The 16,259-nt window shown below is 58.8% G+C and carries 13 protein-coding genes; 10 read left to right on the forward strand and 3 right to left on the reverse strand.

The window, feature by feature from the left end; all coding sequences use genetic code 11:
* Positions 1 to 39 precede the first annotated feature (39 nt).
* From WAW39_RS02395 to WAW39_RS02420, 6 genes are all read left to right on the forward strand, one after another.
* Positions 40 to 4,278, forward strand: coding sequence for a PVC-type heme-binding CxxCH protein (locus WAW39_RS02395; RefSeq protein WP_422315389.1), 4,239 nt, complete (start codon positions 40 to 42; stop codon positions 4,276 to 4,278).
* A gap of 138 nt (positions 4,279 to 4,416) precedes the next feature.
* A complete protein-coding gene (locus tag WAW39_RS02400) occupies positions 4,417 to 5,043 on the forward strand; it encodes a transposase (protein ID WP_422315391.1) in 627 nt (208 codons plus the stop codon).
* Between the two features lie 125 nt (positions 5,044 to 5,168).
* Complete coding sequence (locus WAW39_RS02405; RefSeq protein ID WP_422315393.1) at positions 5,169 to 6,389, forward strand: nucleoside monophosphate kinase; 1,221 nt, start codon at positions 5,169 to 5,171, stop codon at positions 6,387 to 6,389.
* Between the two features lie 145 nt (positions 6,390 to 6,534).
* Positions 6,535 to 7,137 carry an MFS transporter gene (locus tag WAW39_RS02410; protein WP_422315395.1) on the forward strand — a complete coding sequence of 201 codons (603 nt, stop codon included), beginning with the start codon at positions 6,535 to 6,537 and terminating at the stop codon, positions 7,135 to 7,137.
* A 32-nt stretch (positions 7,138 to 7,169) separates the two neighbouring features.
* Positions 7,170 to 9,188, forward strand: a complete 2,019-nt coding sequence (locus WAW39_RS02415; protein ID WP_422315397.1) for a prolyl oligopeptidase family serine peptidase — start codon at positions 7,170 to 7,172, stop codon at positions 9,186 to 9,188.
* A 3-nt stretch (positions 9,189 to 9,191) separates the two neighbouring features.
* Entirely contained in the window at positions 9,192 to 9,953 is a 762-nt protein-coding gene (locus WAW39_RS02420; protein ID WP_422315400.1) for a formylglycine-generating enzyme family protein, read from the forward strand.
* Positions 9,954 to 10,005: 52 nt separating this feature from the next.
* On the opposite strand, the gene WAW39_RS02425 is transcribed toward WAW39_RS02420, so the two are convergent.
* Both WAW39_RS02425 and WAW39_RS02430 read right to left on the reverse strand, forming a co-directional pair.
* Positions 10,006 to 10,461, reverse strand: coding sequence for a hypothetical protein (locus WAW39_RS02425; protein WP_422315402.1), 456 nt, complete (start codon positions 10,459 to 10,461; stop codon positions 10,006 to 10,008).
* Positions 10,462 to 10,486: 25 nt separating this feature from the next.
* Complete coding sequence (locus tag WAW39_RS02430; RefSeq protein WP_395739355.1) at positions 10,487 to 10,867, reverse strand: ApaG domain; 381 nt, start codon at positions 10,865 to 10,867, stop codon at positions 10,487 to 10,489.
* Positions 10,868 to 10,953: 86 nt separating this feature from the next.
* Between WAW39_RS02430 and thiD the strand changes: the two genes are divergently transcribed.
* The 3 genes from thiD to WAW39_RS02445 are packed head-to-tail and all read left to right on the forward strand — an operon-like array spanning position 10,954 to position 13,072.
* Positions 10,954 to 11,769, forward strand: coding sequence for a bifunctional hydroxymethylpyrimidine kinase/phosphomethylpyrimidine kinase (gene thiD, locus WAW39_RS02435; RefSeq protein WP_422315405.1), 816 nt, complete (start codon positions 10,954 to 10,956; stop codon positions 11,767 to 11,769).
* Positions 11,766 to 12,863: a S41 family peptidase gene (locus WAW39_RS02440; RefSeq protein WP_422315407.1), complete on the forward strand. Its 1,098-nt coding sequence runs from the start codon at positions 11,766 to 11,768 to the stop codon at positions 12,861 to 12,863. Before thiD ends, WAW39_RS02440 begins: the two co-directional genes overlap by 4 nt.
* On the forward strand, positions 12,863 to 13,072 hold the full coding sequence (locus tag WAW39_RS02445; RefSeq protein WP_422315409.1) for a hypothetical protein: 210 nt from the start codon (positions 12,863 to 12,865) through the stop codon (positions 13,070 to 13,072). The genes WAW39_RS02440 and WAW39_RS02445 overlap by 1 nt, the downstream gene beginning before the upstream one ends.
* A gap of 93 nt (positions 13,073 to 13,165) precedes the next feature.
* On the opposite strand, the gene WAW39_RS02450 is transcribed toward WAW39_RS02445, so the two are convergent.
* Positions 13,166 to 14,680 (reverse strand): Gfo/Idh/MocA family protein, encoded by a 1,515-nt coding sequence (locus WAW39_RS02450; protein WP_422315411.1) that lies wholly within the window; start codon positions 14,678 to 14,680, stop codon positions 13,166 to 13,168.
* An 83-nt stretch (positions 14,681 to 14,763) separates the two neighbouring features.
* Here WAW39_RS02450 and WAW39_RS02455 point away from each other — a divergent pair, with 83 nt between their 5' ends.
* Positions 14,764 to 16,236: a sulfatase gene (locus WAW39_RS02455; protein WP_422315413.1), complete on the forward strand. Its 1,473-nt coding sequence runs from the start codon at positions 14,764 to 14,766 to the stop codon at positions 16,234 to 16,236.
* Positions 16,237 to 16,259 lie beyond the last annotated feature (23 nt).

Raw genomic sequence — 16,259 nt, forward strand, 5'->3', positions numbered from 1 at the left:
CCTGCTAGCCTGCGTTTAACCCATGCGTTATTCCAACCTATGAAGCACCTGTTCTCTTTGCTCCTCCTCACCACCGCACTCCATGCGGAGCCGATTTCCCTCTTTGATGGCAAGTCGCTCGACGGCTGGGACTACGATCCCAAGATCTGGCGGGTGGAAGACGGCATGATCACCGGCGGCTCCACGACGGAGAAGATCAAGGAGAACCACTTCATCTGCTCGAAGAAGAACTATCAAAACTTTGAGCTGAAGCTCAAGATCAAGGTCAGCGGCGATCCGAAGACCGGCATGCTCAACAGCGGCATTCAGATTCGCAGCCTGCGGGTTCCTGGTGGTGCGCACATGACCGGCTATCAGGTGGATTGCGGTGCGGGCTGGTTTGGCAAGATTTATGATGAGTTCCGCCGCAACAAGGTCATCTGGGCGCCCACGCCGGAGCAGCAGGCCGCGCTGGACAAGGCCATCGATGTCTTTGGCTGGAATGAATACCGCATCCGCGCTGAAGGGCCACGCATTCAGACGTGGATCAATGGCGTTCATTGCATGGACTACACCGAAGCGGACAAGAACATCGCGCTGGATGGCCTCATCGGCCCGCAGGTGCACAGCGGTGGCGTCTGCCTCGTGCAGGTCAAAGACGTGACGATTGAAGAACTGCCGCCCACGCCGGGCGCGCCGACTTGGGAATCACTCGGTGGCGTGGATGCCGCACGCAAACTCGTCGCCCCGCCGCCGAAGCCGCAGGCGGATGCAGCAGCGGCGCCGAAGCGCGACATCAGCTACAACAACGTCCAAGGCACCGCCTTGAGCGCCGAGGAGCAGTTGAAGAAGTTCCATGTGCCCGACGGCTATGAGATCGAACTCGTCGTCAAAGAGAGCGCGGGGCTGGGCAAATTCGTCAGCGTTTACTTTGATCAACGAGGGCGAATGTGGACGCAGACGGCGCTGGAGTACCCGGTGGATGCGAATGAAAACCCCGCTGCTGCGGAGGCGGTGTATACGGCCCATGGCAAGGACAAGGTGGTCGTCTATCCGCGGGAGTCGGTCAATGGGCCGATTCCCGCGGGTGGACTCACCAATCCCACCGTCTTCGCCGACGGCCTCGCCATCCCGACAGGCATGCTGCCCTGGGGCAATGGCGACACGTGCTACGTGCAGCATGGGCATGACCTGAAGCTTTACAAGGACACCAATGGCGATGGCAAGGCGGACACGTTTGACGTCATCCTCACCGGCTTCGGCGTGCAGGACTCGCACCTTTTTCCGCATCAGTTCACCCGAGCCCCCGGCGGCTGGATCTGGATGGCGCAGGGCCTCTTCAACAACAGCAAGGTGCGCAAGCCCGGCAGCGATGTGGTCATTGATTACCCCAAGTGCGGGATGGCCCGTTTCCGGCCCGACGGCAACGAGTTTGAAATGACCAGCGTCGGCCCCAACAACATCTGGGGGCTCGTGATCACCGGCGAAGGGGAGACGTTCATTCAGGAGGCCAATGATTACGGCTACCCCATCATGCCCTTCCATGAATATGCCTACTATCCCGGCGGCATGGAGGCGCTCAAGAAAAGCTACCAGCCAGACTTCCCACCGCAGGCTGAGTTCCGCATGGGCGGCACCGGTTTGAGCGGTCTGGCACTGATCGAAAGCGGCACTCTCCGCGACCCCAAAGCGGCGCATACCATGGCCGTGGCGAATCCCATCACCTCCAAAATTCAAGCCATCGGCATGCACCGTGACGGTGCCTATTGGAAGCTGGAGCAACTCCCCGACCTTATCACCTGCGACGATCCCTTCTTCCGCCCCGTGGGACTTACCAATGGACCTGATGGCTGCATCTACATCGTGGACTGGTACAACAAGATCATCTCCCACAATGAGGTGCCGCGCGCGCATCCAGATCGTGACAAAACGCGAGGGCGTATCTGGCGTGTAAAGCCGAAGGGAGCGAAACCAGAGGTGGCTGACTTCACGAAGCTGAGCACAGAAGAACTTAATGCAGCACTGAAGGATGGCCCTGTTGGAAAAACTCAAATTGCCTGGCAAATTCTTAGTGATAGAAAAGAGCTTGGCGCGAACTACTGGGCTGCGTCTGAGTATGCTTACCCCTCGGAGAGTGTTCAAATCCGCGCTCTCGGTCGTAATCTCTCCAATCAAAACATTGGGGAACTGCTCGCCTTTGCCAAACCCAGCCTCCCCGGTCCAACCATTCAATCTTCCCGTGGGCCGAAACAAATCCCTGTGCGTGAGGCTTATGACCGCGAGTTCGAGCGCTTCCTGGTGCGCATGTTTCTGGAGCGGCATCCGGATGTCGTTGCGAAATTCCTCGACTCCGAAGCCGCCACGAAGCTGCCTGTCGAAGCCCGCGTGCTGGCCTCGCTTGCGCTGGAGCCGAAAAGCAGTGCGTCACGTGTGGCGAAGCTGCTGCCGCAAATGGATCGTGCTCCGAACGACGAAGAACTCCTTCGCCTCGCCCAGTTCCCCGCAGAACCCGGAGTGGGCGATGCCTTGAAGGCCCTGCTCACCAATGAAAAATCGCGCATCGTTGTGGCTGAGAAGCTTCTCGCCCAGCGCACGAAACTCGACGCGAAACAAATTGCACCGCTGCTGGGAGAAGCGGCCAAAGCTTTGCTTGGCATCTCCAAGACTCTCGAAATTCAGTTTTCGAAGGCAACCGCGGTCGGTGAAGTGCGTGATCAGTCAGCCACGGATCTTGCCCTGCGTCTCATTGCGGGCTTTCAACTGACCGAATTCGAAGATTTTCTCTCAAACCGATTGAAGATGGCCGTCGCAATCAGTGGTGGCGACCTTCGAATTGCGATCGACACCCATGGCACCACTTCCACAAACCCCAAAGATTTTGTGGCCGTCCTGCAAGTGCTCAAGGAGCTTCGCAGTCCTGCCTCAGATGTTTTCGTTTCGCTCGCCACGATTGGAAAGCCTGAAGTGCGTGACGCCGCACTCGAAGCTCTCGCTGCTTCACGTGCACCAGATGCTGCAGCCAAACTCCTCACGCTTTATCCCTCGCTGCTGCCTGCGCAGCGCCACGCGGCACTGAACACTCTTGCCAGCACCAAGGCGGGCGCGCAGACCATCGTCGCCGCGTTGCTTGATAAGACTCTTCCACAAGCGGATCTGGATGGGCCCACCGTCGAGCGCCTTGCCACCGTGCTGGGCAATGATCCAGCGATCGAAAAACTTCAGCAGCAGCTCGGCGGCATCTTCCGGGAAGTCTTGCTGCTTGATGGCGAGGACACAGCCGTGGTTGATTCCAAGATCACGCTCGATGGACCCTTCACCGTCGAAGCCTGGGTGCGTCTTGCCGAGGACATCAGCAATGGCGATGGTCTTCTCGGCACACCAGGTGGCGTGGACATGAATTTCTTCGGCTCCAAGTTCCGCGTCTATGCGGGCTCCGAATTGAGGGATGTCTGTGTGGCGACCAAGCCCATGACGCCCGATCTGTGGACGCACCTTGCGGTGACACGTGATGACAAGGGCATCATCCGCATTTATCAAAACGGAGAGCTGGATGCCACTGGAAGCAAACCCGCCCCTGCCAAGTGGGAGAACTGCAAGATCGGCTGGAGTGGGCCCAAGCAAGGTACTGAGGGTGTAATCACCGAGTTCCGTGTTTGGAAAACCGCTCGAAGCGCTCAAGAGATCCGAGCCATGTTTGATCGCATTATCGTCCCGGCTTCCTCCGGTTCTGATCTTGTTTATGCTTCCACCGACCGGCTCAAGCCGGAACTGAAAAATATCTTTGGCAAAGGCGCACGTGTTGCCAAAACCATTGATACTCCACCGCTGCTCACGGAGGAACAGGCCAAGGCGCTGGACACCAAGTTCGCCCGGTTCGCCGCTCTCGCGCCCAAGGGCAACGCGGCGAATGGCAAAGCGCTCAGTGCGCTGTGCATGGCCTGTCATCAGATCGGCAGTGCGGGCGGGCAGATTGGTCCGAATCTTAGCGGCGCGGGTGCGATGGGCTTGGAGGCAGTGCTGCGTAACATTTTGACCCCGAATGCCGCCATGGAGCCGGGGTACCGTATCTACCGTGTGGAGATGAAAAACGGGGATCTCATTGATGCGTTCTTTGTCAGCGAGGACAAAGAAGCCGTCGTTATCCGCATGCCCGGGCTGCCCGACCGCCGACTGGACAAGAAGGAAATTCGCAGCACGAAGTTTATCCGGCGTTCGCTGATGCCCGAAGGATTGCTGGATGCGCTGCAGGAGCAGCAGGTGGCGGATTTGCTGGCCTATTTGATGACGCTCAAGGGGTAGCGGCTTTGAACAAGGAGCGGGACTTGCCAAGTCCCGGTTTGGGTGTTTTAGAAAAGTTCTGCCATGCCCAAGCGAGGACTTGGCAAGTCCTGCTCCTTGTTGCTAGGCAAGTCGCGCTTAATTTATCCCCCCTTGCTTATGAAGTTCTTCGATCCGTTCGCAGAGATTCGGGTCACGCGGAACAATCTTCCGCACTGGCAGCAGCCGGGGGCGGCTTACTTTATCACTTTTCGCATGGCGGATTCATTGCCTGAGGAGATGCTGCGCGGACTGGATCTCGAACGGCGGCGCTGGCTGGAGACGCATCCAGCTCCCTTGTCTCCTGAGGATGAAGCGGTGTTTCATCGCCTTTTTTCTGGGCGGGTGGATCAATGGCTGGATGATGGGCATGGCTCCTGTGTACTGCGCCAGCCGTTGCTACGGGACATCGTGGAAGATTCACTGAAGTTTTTCCATGAGCAGCGTTACGAGCTGCTGTCTTACGTTGTGATGCCCAATCATGTGCACATTCTGCTGGTGCTGCATCCTGAGTGGTCGTTGGAGAAAGTGCTCTATACATTGAAGCGCCGGACGGCAGGTGTCATCAATGAGGTCTTGGGCATGGAGGGGCAGTTTTGGCAGCATGACTACTTTGACCGTCTCATCCGCGATGGCGATCACCTGAGAAATGTGATCCGCTATATTCGGCGGAACCCGGACAAAGCGTGTCTGAGAGAGGGCGAATTTACGCTGTGGGAGAGTGAGCTGGCCAAGACGGTGGTGTGACAAGGAGCGGGACTTGCCAAGTCCCGGTTTGGTGATTTGGAGGGGGTTTCTCAAAACCAAGCCAGGACTTGGCAAGTCCTGCTCCTTGTACTTGGCAAGCGCCTATCCTTGGGATAAGCCCACCCATGCCGACTGCCACGAACGAACCCGCCACCGAACCTGCCGCGCCGGCAGATCTGGAAATCAAAGACGCCCAGCTCATCTTCAACCATGTCTGGAAGCAACTGGAGGAAGACTATGGCCGCGAGAAGCTGCGGTTTCCCAAGGAACTGATCCTGCTGGGCGGAGCACCGGGGGCAGGCAAGGGCACGAACACGGACTTCATCCGCAGTGTGCGCGGCATCACGGCGCAGCCGATTGTGGTCAGCGCACTGCTCGACAGCCCGGAAGCACAGAAGCTCAAAGCCCAGGGCGGCATGGTGGGCGACCGCGAGGTGGTGGGCATTCTCATCCGCAAGCTGCTCGAACCCGAGCAGCAAAACGGGGCGATCCTCGACGGCTTCCCGCGCACCAAGGTGCAGGTGGAGTGCCTCAAAATGCTCTTTGATGAGATGATCCGGCTGCGCCGTGACTTTTCGGAAACGCCCGATGCCGCGCATTTCAAGCAGCCCATCTTCCACATCATGGTGCTGTTTGTCGATGAGGCGGAAAGCATCGCCCGCCAGCTGAAGCGCGGTCAGGAAGTCCTGGCGCACAATGCGGAAGTACGCAGCTCGGGCCTGGGCGAACTCTGGGAAGAACGCACCACAGACTTTGACCCAGCGCTGGCGCGCAATCGCTACAAGGTCTTCAAAGAGAAGACCTACGATGCGCTGGTCTCCCTGAAGGAGATCTTCCACTACCACTTCATCAATGCGCAGGCACCGCTGGAACTGGTGCAGGACAACATCATTCGCGAGCTGGAGTACCAAAGCTCCCTGGAGCTGGATCCGCGCACCTTCGACCAGCTGCGCGATCTGCCGCTGGCCAGTGAAATCGTGCGCCATGCGCGGCAGGATCTGGTACGCCGTCTCGACAGCTACAAAGTGGAAAAACCTGAACTGATGCAGGCTGTGGTGACCTTCATTCAGGACAAAATGATGCCCATCATCGTCCGCCACGCGATCTCAGGGCGCGCCGACATCAACAGTGAGGACAATCTTTTCCATAGCGCCGAGGCGCTGGCGATGCTGATCGACATCTTTTCCGAGCGCGGCTTCCACGCCACAGCAGACGTACATCGGATCGAGATCCCGGATCGGTTTGACCTGCAAACTGGCAAGATTCAGTGCCGCAAGAAAAAAGTCTTCCGCTTCCGCATCATCTTCAAGGGGTCTGAGATTCGGCGTGGGCAGTTCCTGCCGTGAGACTCGAAGAGAAGGACTTGCCAAGTCCTGGATTGAGGTTGGAGCAAGCTTTTCTAAATCCCCCAAACCGGGACTTGGCAAGTCCCGCTCCTTGGCGTGTGAGTCACTTGCGCTGTGGCATAGCCACCGCTAGTCATGCGGCCTCATGTCCACCATCGTTGTAACTCAAAAGAATGGCGTCGCCTGCATCGGCGCTGACACGCTCAGCTGTCTTGGTTCGTTGAGGCAGAAGGCGCAGCACGTCGTCAACAAGACGAAGATCACCAAGATTGCGGACACTTTCATCGGTCTTACCGGCACCTCGGCGAGCCTGGTGGTGATGAACAGCTACTTTTCCAATCCGGACCGCCCGCGTGATTTTTCCTCCTGCGAGGCCATCTTTGAAACCTTTCGTCATTCGCATGCCTGGCTGAAGGTGGAGTACTTCATGGCCGCCATGCCGGATAAAGGCGAGGAGTTTGAGACCACACAGTTCTACGGACTGCTGGCCAACCCGCACGGGATCTTCGCCATCTACTCCTACCGCTCCGCGCAGCAGTTTCACAAATTCTGGGCCGCAGGCTCGGGCCGCGACTACGCCCTGGGGGCGATGCAGGCTGCGTATGACAAGTGCAAGACCGCCGAGGAAATCGCGCGCGCCGGGCTGGAAGCCGCCGCTGAGTTTGACAGCGCCACCAGTGCGCCCTTTGAAATTCACAACGTGCCGCTGCTCTCCGCTGCGAAACCGAAACGTTCCCGTAAGAAATAGTCTCTTTCGTCTTTCTTCTCTCTTCTCCAACCATGAAGCGTCTCCTCCTCCCCTTCCTCGCTCTCAGCGCCGCCCTTGCCGACGGCCCCAAGGACAATCAAGCCGAAAACGTGCGCCCGGTGCCGCCTCCCGGCGTGGCCGTGCCTGATGCGGATCGTGCCCGGCTCACGGAGGGCTTGAAAAAACTCCGCACCGCCATCGATGACGCCGCCAAGGCGCAGGCCAAGAATCCGCAGCTCGCGGATCTACTGCCTGACATTGAGATCTACCACAAGGCGGTCGACTGGGCGCTGCGTTACAACGAGGTGCACAAACTGGGCGAGCTCAAGAGCGCGGACGAAATCATCGCCGAAGGCCTGCAACGTGCCGAACAGTTCAAAACGGGTCAGGCACCGTGGACAAAGCAGAAGGGGCTGGTGGTGCGCGCTTACCGCTCGAAGATTGATGGCTCGGTGCAGCCCTACGGCATGGTGATTCCTGAAAGCTACGTGGGTGCCCCGGTGCGCATGGACATCTGGTGCCATGGTCGTGGCGAGACACTCAGCGAACTCGCCTTCCTTGATCAGCGGCGCAAACAGGTGGGTCAGATCACTCCCAAGGGCGCGCTCGTGCTGCATGCCTACGGTCGCTACTGCTGTGCGAACAAGTTCGCGGGTGAGATCGACTTGATCGAAGCCATTGATCATGCTTCCAAGTTTTACGCCATTGATGAGGATCGCATCATCGTGCGCGGCTTCAGCATGGGCGGCGCGGCGGCATGGCAGTTTGCGGTGAATTACGCGGACAAATGGTGCGCGGCGAATCCGGGGGCAGGCTTCTCTGAAACACCTGAGTTCCTCGGCGGCTTCCAGAATGAAGATGTAAGCGGTGCCCCATGGTATCAGCAAAAGCTCTGGCACTGGTACAATGCCACCGACAATGCGCTGAACTTGGAGAACTGCCCCACCGTGGCCTACAGCGGCGAGATCGACAAACAGAAGCAGGCTGCGGACATGATGGAGAAAGCCCTGCGTGGAGAGAACGTGGATCTGCTGCACATCATTGGCCCGCAGACGGGGCACAAGATTCATCCGGACTCGCTTGTCGAAATCGAGAAGCGCCTTGCCAGCATCGCAGCCGTGGGGCGCAACCGCATGCCGAAGGAAATTCATCTCTCCACCTGGTTCTTGCGTTACAACCACATGTTCTGGGTCACGGTGGACGCCCTTGAAGAACATTGGGTGCGCGGCCGCATTCATGCGCGCATCACCGGCCCGTCTGAGATCACGATCAAGCTGCAGAACATCAGCGCCTTCACGCTGGACATGCCCTCCGGCACCTGCCCGATGCCCCTGCTCTTCAAGCCTGTCGTCAGCATCGACGGCCAGCTGCTTGAAGTGACCCGCCCGAAACTGGACCGCTCATGGCTGGTGCATTTCCAGATGAAGAACGGCAAGTGGACGCAGACGCTGGATAATGAAGGCGAAGGCAAACTGGTCAAGAAGCACGGACTCGAAGGACCGATCGACGACGCCTTCATGGACAAGTTCCTGTTTGTGAAGCCCACCAAGGCTGGAGCCAGCGAGAAGGTGGATACCTGGGCCAAGGCGGAGCTTGAACGCGCGCAGTTTGAATGGCGTCGTCAGTTCCGTGGCGATGCGCCGACCAAGGACGACACCGCCGTCAGCGATGCCGATATCGCTGCCAACAACCTCGTGCTGTGGGGCGACCCGCAGAGCAATGCCGTTCTGGCGAAGATCGCCGACAAGCTGCCGATCCAATGGTCCAAGGACAAACTTGTCGCCAATGGCAAGACCTACGATGCGGCCACCAGCGCACCGGTGCTGATCTACCCGAATCCGCTCAACCCCACGAAGTATGTGGTGATCAACAGCGGCTTCACCTATCGCGAATACGACTACCTCAACAACGCCCGTCAGGTGGCCAAGCTGCCCGACTGGGCGGTGATCGACCTCACCAAGCCCAAGACCAGCCAGGCCCCCGGTGGCATCAGCGATGCGGGATTCTTCGGCGAGAGCTGGGAGTGGAAAGCCGCCCCTGTGAAGAAGTAGGCCATGCAGCTCACTCTCCCAGCCCTAGCATTGCTGCTGCTGGCTCAGTGTGCCTGTGCTCAGCAAACCAAAGTCGAGACGGCATTCTCCAACAGTCTGGAGATGCCGTTTGTGAAGGTGGCGAGCATTGGCGCGCTGGTCTGCCGCTATGAGACGCGGGTAAAGGATTATCAGCCGTTCGCTGCGGCCACGAACGTGGACTGGAGGAAGCCTGAGTTTCCGCAAACGGCCGATCATCCTGCCATCAATGTGAGCTTCGCCGAGGCGCAGGCTTTCTGCGAATGGCTGGGCAAGAAGGAAGGGCGCAAGTACCGCCTGCTCACCGATCAGGAGTGGAGTGTGCTGGCAGGCTTGCAGGAGAAGGCTGACATCGCCCCGAATCAGCAGCCGCCCAGCACGGGCATTCATCATTGGGGCAAGGGGCCGCTGAGCAAAGAGGTTGGCAACTTTTGCGATGAGGCTTTTGGCAAAAAGTATCGCAACAGCTACGACGCCAAGTGGCTGGAGATGGATGACGGCTATCCGGATACCGCGCCCGTGGGCAGCTACCCCGCCGATGCCAATGGCCTCTACGACTTCGCCGGCAACGTCTGGGAGTGGGTGGATGGCTGGTATGATCCGCCGAAGAACACCCTGCGGATCGTCCGTGGCGGAGCCTTCCGTTGCGGCAGCGAGAAACGCCTGATGGCGTCATTTCGCGGCCCGGACCCCTACAATGTTCACCTCGACAGTGTGGGGTTTAGGATTGTGTGTGATAAGGAGTGAGGCGCCCGCCTCCCATGCTCTAATTTGTGTTTTTAACCCATTTGTTGGTTCATTACTCAACAGAGTATACCTGCGGTTGCCACCCCTCATAGGTAGCCCACACCGCTCGATCAGCATCAAACGGATTTTCAGCACCACCTAGATGGTCGTAAAAAAGCTGGATCTTTTGTTTAAAGGCAGAGATGCATCCCGCTTCCTTTGCGAGCTTAAGATCCTCTTCCGTTTGAAAAGTCAGCGTAAATGAGGGCCATCCATAACTATAACTCTCCTTGAGATGCGGAACGGGTATGTCTTTTGCAGAAAACGCTTCTCGCAATGCAACAAGGTGTCTTTGGTGAAAATGACCGGAACGAATTCGGGCTATGACCAACCAAATCACAACCAAACATCCTGCGTAAAAGACATACCTCAAACCCGATGTGAAGGCAAAAAAGAGGCATGTGCTGATCCCTATCAAAACGAGCAAGCAACCAAAAGAAAACAGCCTTTCTCCAGTCGAGGGTTTCATCTCTCCGTTAAATCGAAACGGCCACTCACACCATCAGCGGCGGATGCATCTCAATCGGCGGAATCTTGGTGCAAACCCGCCGGCCATCGGGGGTGGTGCCGAAGAAGGAGCCTGTGGCGGTGCTTTCGGTCTTGATGACGTGGTAGGAATTGTAGCTGAAGGTTTCCCCCGGCGAGAGATTGGGGAACTGGCCGACGACGCCGTCGCCTTCGACGACCATGGTGTCGCCGTCGGTGTCACGCACGATCCATTTGCGGCCAAAGATGCGCACAATGTCGGGCGAGTCGTTGTGGATCGAGAGATGATACACAAAGGGGTGGGGCCGGTCCGGCGGAGCAGGCCGAGTGGGGTCGTAGGCGATGCTGTCCACCGTGACCGTGAGTCCTGGCAACGGATCGAAATTCATGGGATGAGTTTAGTCCATCCACCGGATGCCACAAGCCGGGGTTTGCAAAAAGCAGCCGGACTCGTACCATCCAGCCAACCGCCACCATGCCATCCCCCCCCCCCGTCGTTCTCACCATCGCAGGTTCAGATTCTTCATGCGGAGCGGGGGTGCAGGCGGATTTGAAGGCGATTTCAGCCCTCGGTGGCTATGGCCTGAATGCACTGACGAGCGTGGTATCGGAGACGCCCGGACTCGTTTCGCAGGTGCGCCTGCTGGATGCGGACTTCATTGCCGATCAGGTGCGTGTGCTGTTTGGCGGCTTTCCCATTGCCGCTGCGAAGACCGGCATGCTGGGTGGGCGGGACCAGGTGCATGCGGTGGCGAAAACCTGGCAGCAGCTCGGCCATGGGCGCATCCCCCTCGTGGTGGACCCGGTCATGATCGCCACCAGCGGAGGAAAGCTGCTGGAAGACGCCGCCGTGCGGACTTTGATCGAGGAGTTGCTGCCGCTGGCTTCGCTGATCACGCCGAATCTGGACGAGGCCCGCGTGCTGTGGGATCGGGAGGTGCCAGACCTCGAAGCCATGGAGGACTGCGCCCGCGACCTGAGCGCCCGTTTTGATGCCGCTGTGCTGGTGAAAGGCGGGCACCTGAAGGGGGATGCCGCCGATGTCCTGTGCCTGGATGGTGAACTCTTCTGGCACACCGCGCCGCGCACGCCGGGGGTGCGCACCCATGGCACAGGCTGCACGTTTTCCGCCGCCATCGCCACCGGCCTGGCGCAGGAAATGGGGCTGAATGAGGCTGTCGCCTCGGCCAAGGAGTTCGTCAGCCGCGCCATCGCCCAGCATTTCATGTGGCAAAGTGCTGGCGCAGGGCCCGTACATGCTCTCAATCATCTGCAGCAGACCGACGCATGAGACGACTCGCCATCCTTTTGACCTTCACCTCCTCCGTGTTCGCCGCCAGCGGCCCGGAGCCGAAGGACGTCAGCCAGGCAGGCATCCAGACGGCGTTTCGGATTCTGCAGAAGGAATACATCCGCAGCAGCGATCTGACCTTTGATGTGCTGAACCGTGCTGCGCTCTCCGGCTTGCTGCAGCGTCTTGATTTCGGCGCGGAACTGGTCCCCCGCACCAGCGAGGCCAAATCCGGCGCTCTCTCTGGCGTGCAGGCCGAACTGCTGACGCCGCAGACTGGCTACCTGAGGCCCCGCGAATTCACGCCGACTGAAACCAAGGAACTGGAGAAGCATCTTCAGGATTTTGTGGCCAAAAAGGTGAGCCACCTCATCCTGGATCTGCGAAGTCCGGCACCGCCGGGGAACTTCAATGACGCGGCGGACATGCTGAGCCTGTTTGTGCCCAAGGGCGAAGTGCTCTTCAAAATGAAGCAGATGGGCCAGGCTGCCTCCGAAGTCGAAACCAACCTGCGCGAGCCGGTGTGGACGCAGCAGCTTCTTGTCCTCGTGGATGATGAGACCAACAATCTGGGTGAAACCATCGCCGCGGTGCTGCGTCAGCGGAAGCAGGCGCTCTTGATTGGTGCGCCGACACGTGGTGGGGCCGTGCGCTATGAAACGGTGCCCGTGGATGCCGAGTGGTCCCTGCGCTTTGCCCGCGCCGAGGTGCTGCTGACCGACGACAGCTCCGTGTTCAAAAAGGGCCTGCAGCCTGATTTTCCGATCTCCATGCCGACCACGCTCAAGCGCCAGGTGTATCACGCCACCGATGCCAAGGACGTCAAAAGCTCCATCATCGACAAACCACGTGCGCGCTTCAATGAGGCTGCGCTCGTGGCCAACACCAATCCCGAGCTCGACTCCTACCTCAGGCGCTCCGCCGGCAAGCCCCTGCCTGAGGATGCGCCGAAGCCCTCCGACACCGTGCTGCAGCGCGCGGTGGATCTCATCACGACACGCACCTTGTTTCAATCCGCCAAGATCGACTGGAACCGCAAGGCTCCAGCCACCAACGAACCTCCGGCACGCCGTGCCATTCCCGTGACCAAGTGATGGATATTATCACCCGAGTTGAAACCACCGCCACGATTCATCGTGTGATCAGTGCGCGCACCTGCCATGCCTTGCTGCCAAATGGGAAAGAGATCTTTGGTACCATCCAGAAAGAGTTGCCGGATTTTCCTCTGGCGGAAGGCGCGCAGGTACGCGTGCGCATGCACGTCTGTGACTTCTCCTCTGGGGAGATGATGGGCGGGGTGTGAGCCTGTCAACTCACCCGCTCCGTGTTGAGCGGGTGGCTGACATTTTTGAGTAAGCGCTGATCGACGGACAAGAGTGTCCATCGTATTCATGCATCACACCTCATCCGGCACGATAAACGGCGCGCGGTATTTGTCCTTGAGCATGGCGTTTGCGGCGTCTTGATCGATGAAGCGTTCGGTCTTGCCATCCATCTTGAGGACGGGGCCGAGGGTGAGGAGGTCTTTGGTGATATCGACCTCGTTTTTCCCCAGGTGCTCCTTCATGCGCTCAAAGCTTTCGGTGGCGAAGGTGTCGCCTTTGATCTTTTCCATGATCGCTTCAGGCTTCTCTTTCTGGCCGAGACGATAGCTGATGTTCGCGGTGTGGCAGAGGGCGCTGGATAGGTGGCCTTCGAGGATGTCGGCGTTCAAATCGTCCACCCGGCGGCTGCGGCAGGCATTGATGAAGTTTTTGAAATGGTCTTCGCTGCCTTCGAATTTCTTCACCTCCTTGCCTTCCTTGTCGAAGACCACGCAACCCGAGTAACTCGGCACCACGATGGTTCCCCCTTCGCACTCGATGATGACACCGACGCCTGCGCCGGAGATGCCTTCCTTGCCATCTTTGCCGGGGAGAGGCTGAAACTTCACGCCCTTGCTGGTTTGCGTGAGCTTGTCCATGTTCTTGCCATCCTTCGCGTCCGGCAGCCCACGCACTTCAAAGATGAGCGGGGCCTTTTCATAGCCGTGGTAGATGATCTGTGTGTTGGCGGTTTCGCCGTCATCTTCATAGCCGAGGCGACCGCCCACGCTCCAGACGCTGGGGGAGAGTTCTGATTCACCGAGGAACCAGCGGGCGATGTCCATCTGGTGGATGCCCTGGTTGCCGAGGTCGCCGTTGCCGTAGGCCCAGGTCCAGTGCCAGTCGTACTTCAGCTTCGCGCGCATGAGCGGGCCTTTCGGGCCGGGGCCGCACCAGAGATCATAGTCGATGGATTCAGGCACCGGCTGCGGACCTTCGGTCTTGCCGATGCTAGGGCGGCGCTTGTAGCAGAGGCCGCGTGCGAGCAGGATCTTTCCGAGATTGCCTTCCTGCACATACTTCACACCTTCAGCGAGGCCTTTGCGGCTGGAGCGTGACTGCGTGCCGGTCTGCACCATCTTGCCGTACTTGCGTGCGGCCTTGACCATCTGCCGGCCTTCCCAGACGCAGTGTGACACGGGCTTTTCGACGTAAACATCCTTGCCCGCCTGCACGGCCCAGATGGTGGACAGGGCATGCCAGTGGTTGGGCGTGGCGATGCTCACGGCATCGATGTCCTTGTTCTCCAGAAGTTTGCGCAGATCGGAGTAGCCGGTGACTCTGATTTTTTCCTGGTCGTAGGACTTCAGTCCTTTTTCGAGGGTCGTGCTGTCCACATCACACAGAGCGGCGACACGCACTCCGGCGCCATCTTTGTTGAGCTTGTTGTATCCGCTGATGTGCGAGCCACCACGGCCGCCGAAGCCGATGACGGCCACGTTGATGGTGTCCCCCGGACTCTTCTGGGCCCAGGAGGTTTTGGCGATGTAGAACACGCCGGTGGAAGCGGCGGCGGACTGTTTCAGGAAGGAGCGGCGGTTGGTCATGGCATGAAGAAAAACGTCACCTACGGCGCAGCCTTTCCTTTTTGACAGAGACGCCAGCATTCCTTCGTTGGCAGGCTCTGACCATGATCCGAATCCTTGCCCTGCTATTTACATCTTTTGCCCTGCTTCAATCATCCTTCGCAGCACAGCCGAATGTGCTGTTCATCCTCTGCGATGACCTGCGCCCGGATGCCCTAGGCTGCTACGGCTCCAAGCATGTGAAGACGCCGAACATCGACCGCCTGGCTAACGAAGGCGTGCGGTTTGCCAACACGTTCTGCACCACCTCGCTGTGCTCGCCGAGCCGTGGCTCCATTCTCAGCGGGCTGTATGCGCATGCCCATGGCGTGACGAACAACTTCACCGAATACCCAGCCACGCTGCGCAGTTTTCCCTCCGTGCTGCATGATGCGGGCTACGCCACCGCCTACTTTGGCAAATACCACATGGGCGAGGAGAATGATGATCCGCGTCCGGGTTACGACACGTTCGTGACGCACAAAGGCCAGGGCAAATACTATGACACCGAGTGGAACCTCAACGGCAAGCGTGAAGTCATCAAAGGCTACTATACCAACGTCGTCACGGATCTCGCCATGGACTGGCTGAAGAAGCAGAGTGCAAACAAACCCTGGTGCGCGTGCATCGGCCACAAGGCCCCGCACAGCTTCTACACACCGGAGCCGAAGTATGAGCACAGCTTTGATGATGTACGCGTGCCCTACCCAGCCACGGCCTTCATGCTGGATGACAAGCCCGAGTGGATCAAACAGCGCCTCTATACCTGGCATGGCATCTACGGCCCGCTGTTTGAGTGGCGGAAAAAGTTCCCCGATGACAGCCCGGCCGCCGTCAAAGATTTCGAAAACATGGTGCATGGCTACTGGGGCACCGTCTTGAGCGTGGACGACAGCGTGGCACGCGTGCGCGCCTGGCTGGAAGAGACCAAGCAGCTCGACAACACCATCATCGTCTTCATGGGTGACAACGGCCTGCTTGAAGGTGAAGACGGCATGGTGGACAAACGCACCGCGCATGAGGCCAGCCTGCGCATCCCGCTCATCGTGCGCAGCCCGCAGCTCACGAAAGAATCCAAAGTTATCCCACAGCAGGTGCTCACCGTTGATGTGGCTCCGAGCCTGCTCGCGCTCTGCGGTGCGCCGCCCATGGAAAACATCCACGGCAAATCGTTCGTGAAGCTGGTACAAAGCGGCGATCCCGACTGGCGCAAGAGCTGGTTCTACCACTACAACTACGAGAAGCAGTTCCCCTACACGCCGAATGTCCGCGCCGTTCGCACGGATGACTGGAAGTTCATTCACTACCCGCATGGCGACGGCACAGCCGACAAACACATGGCCGAGCTGTATGATCTGAAAAATGATCCCGGTGAAACGAAAAACCTCATCGGCAAACCGGAAATGGCGGGGAAGATCGAGGAGCTGAAGGGCGAACTCGCCAAACTGATGCTCGCCACCGGCCTCGATTCCAAGACTGACAAGATGCCCATCGACGAAGGCGTGAAGAGTGCGCTGCCGGATGCGAAAATTCGCTGACCTCGATTTAAACTCTTGTAAAA

Origin of the sequence: Prosthecobacter sp., assembly GCF_049294395.1 — a bacterium.
Lineage (GTDB): Bacteria > Verrucomicrobiota > Verrucomicrobiia > Verrucomicrobiales > Verrucomicrobiaceae > Prosthecobacter.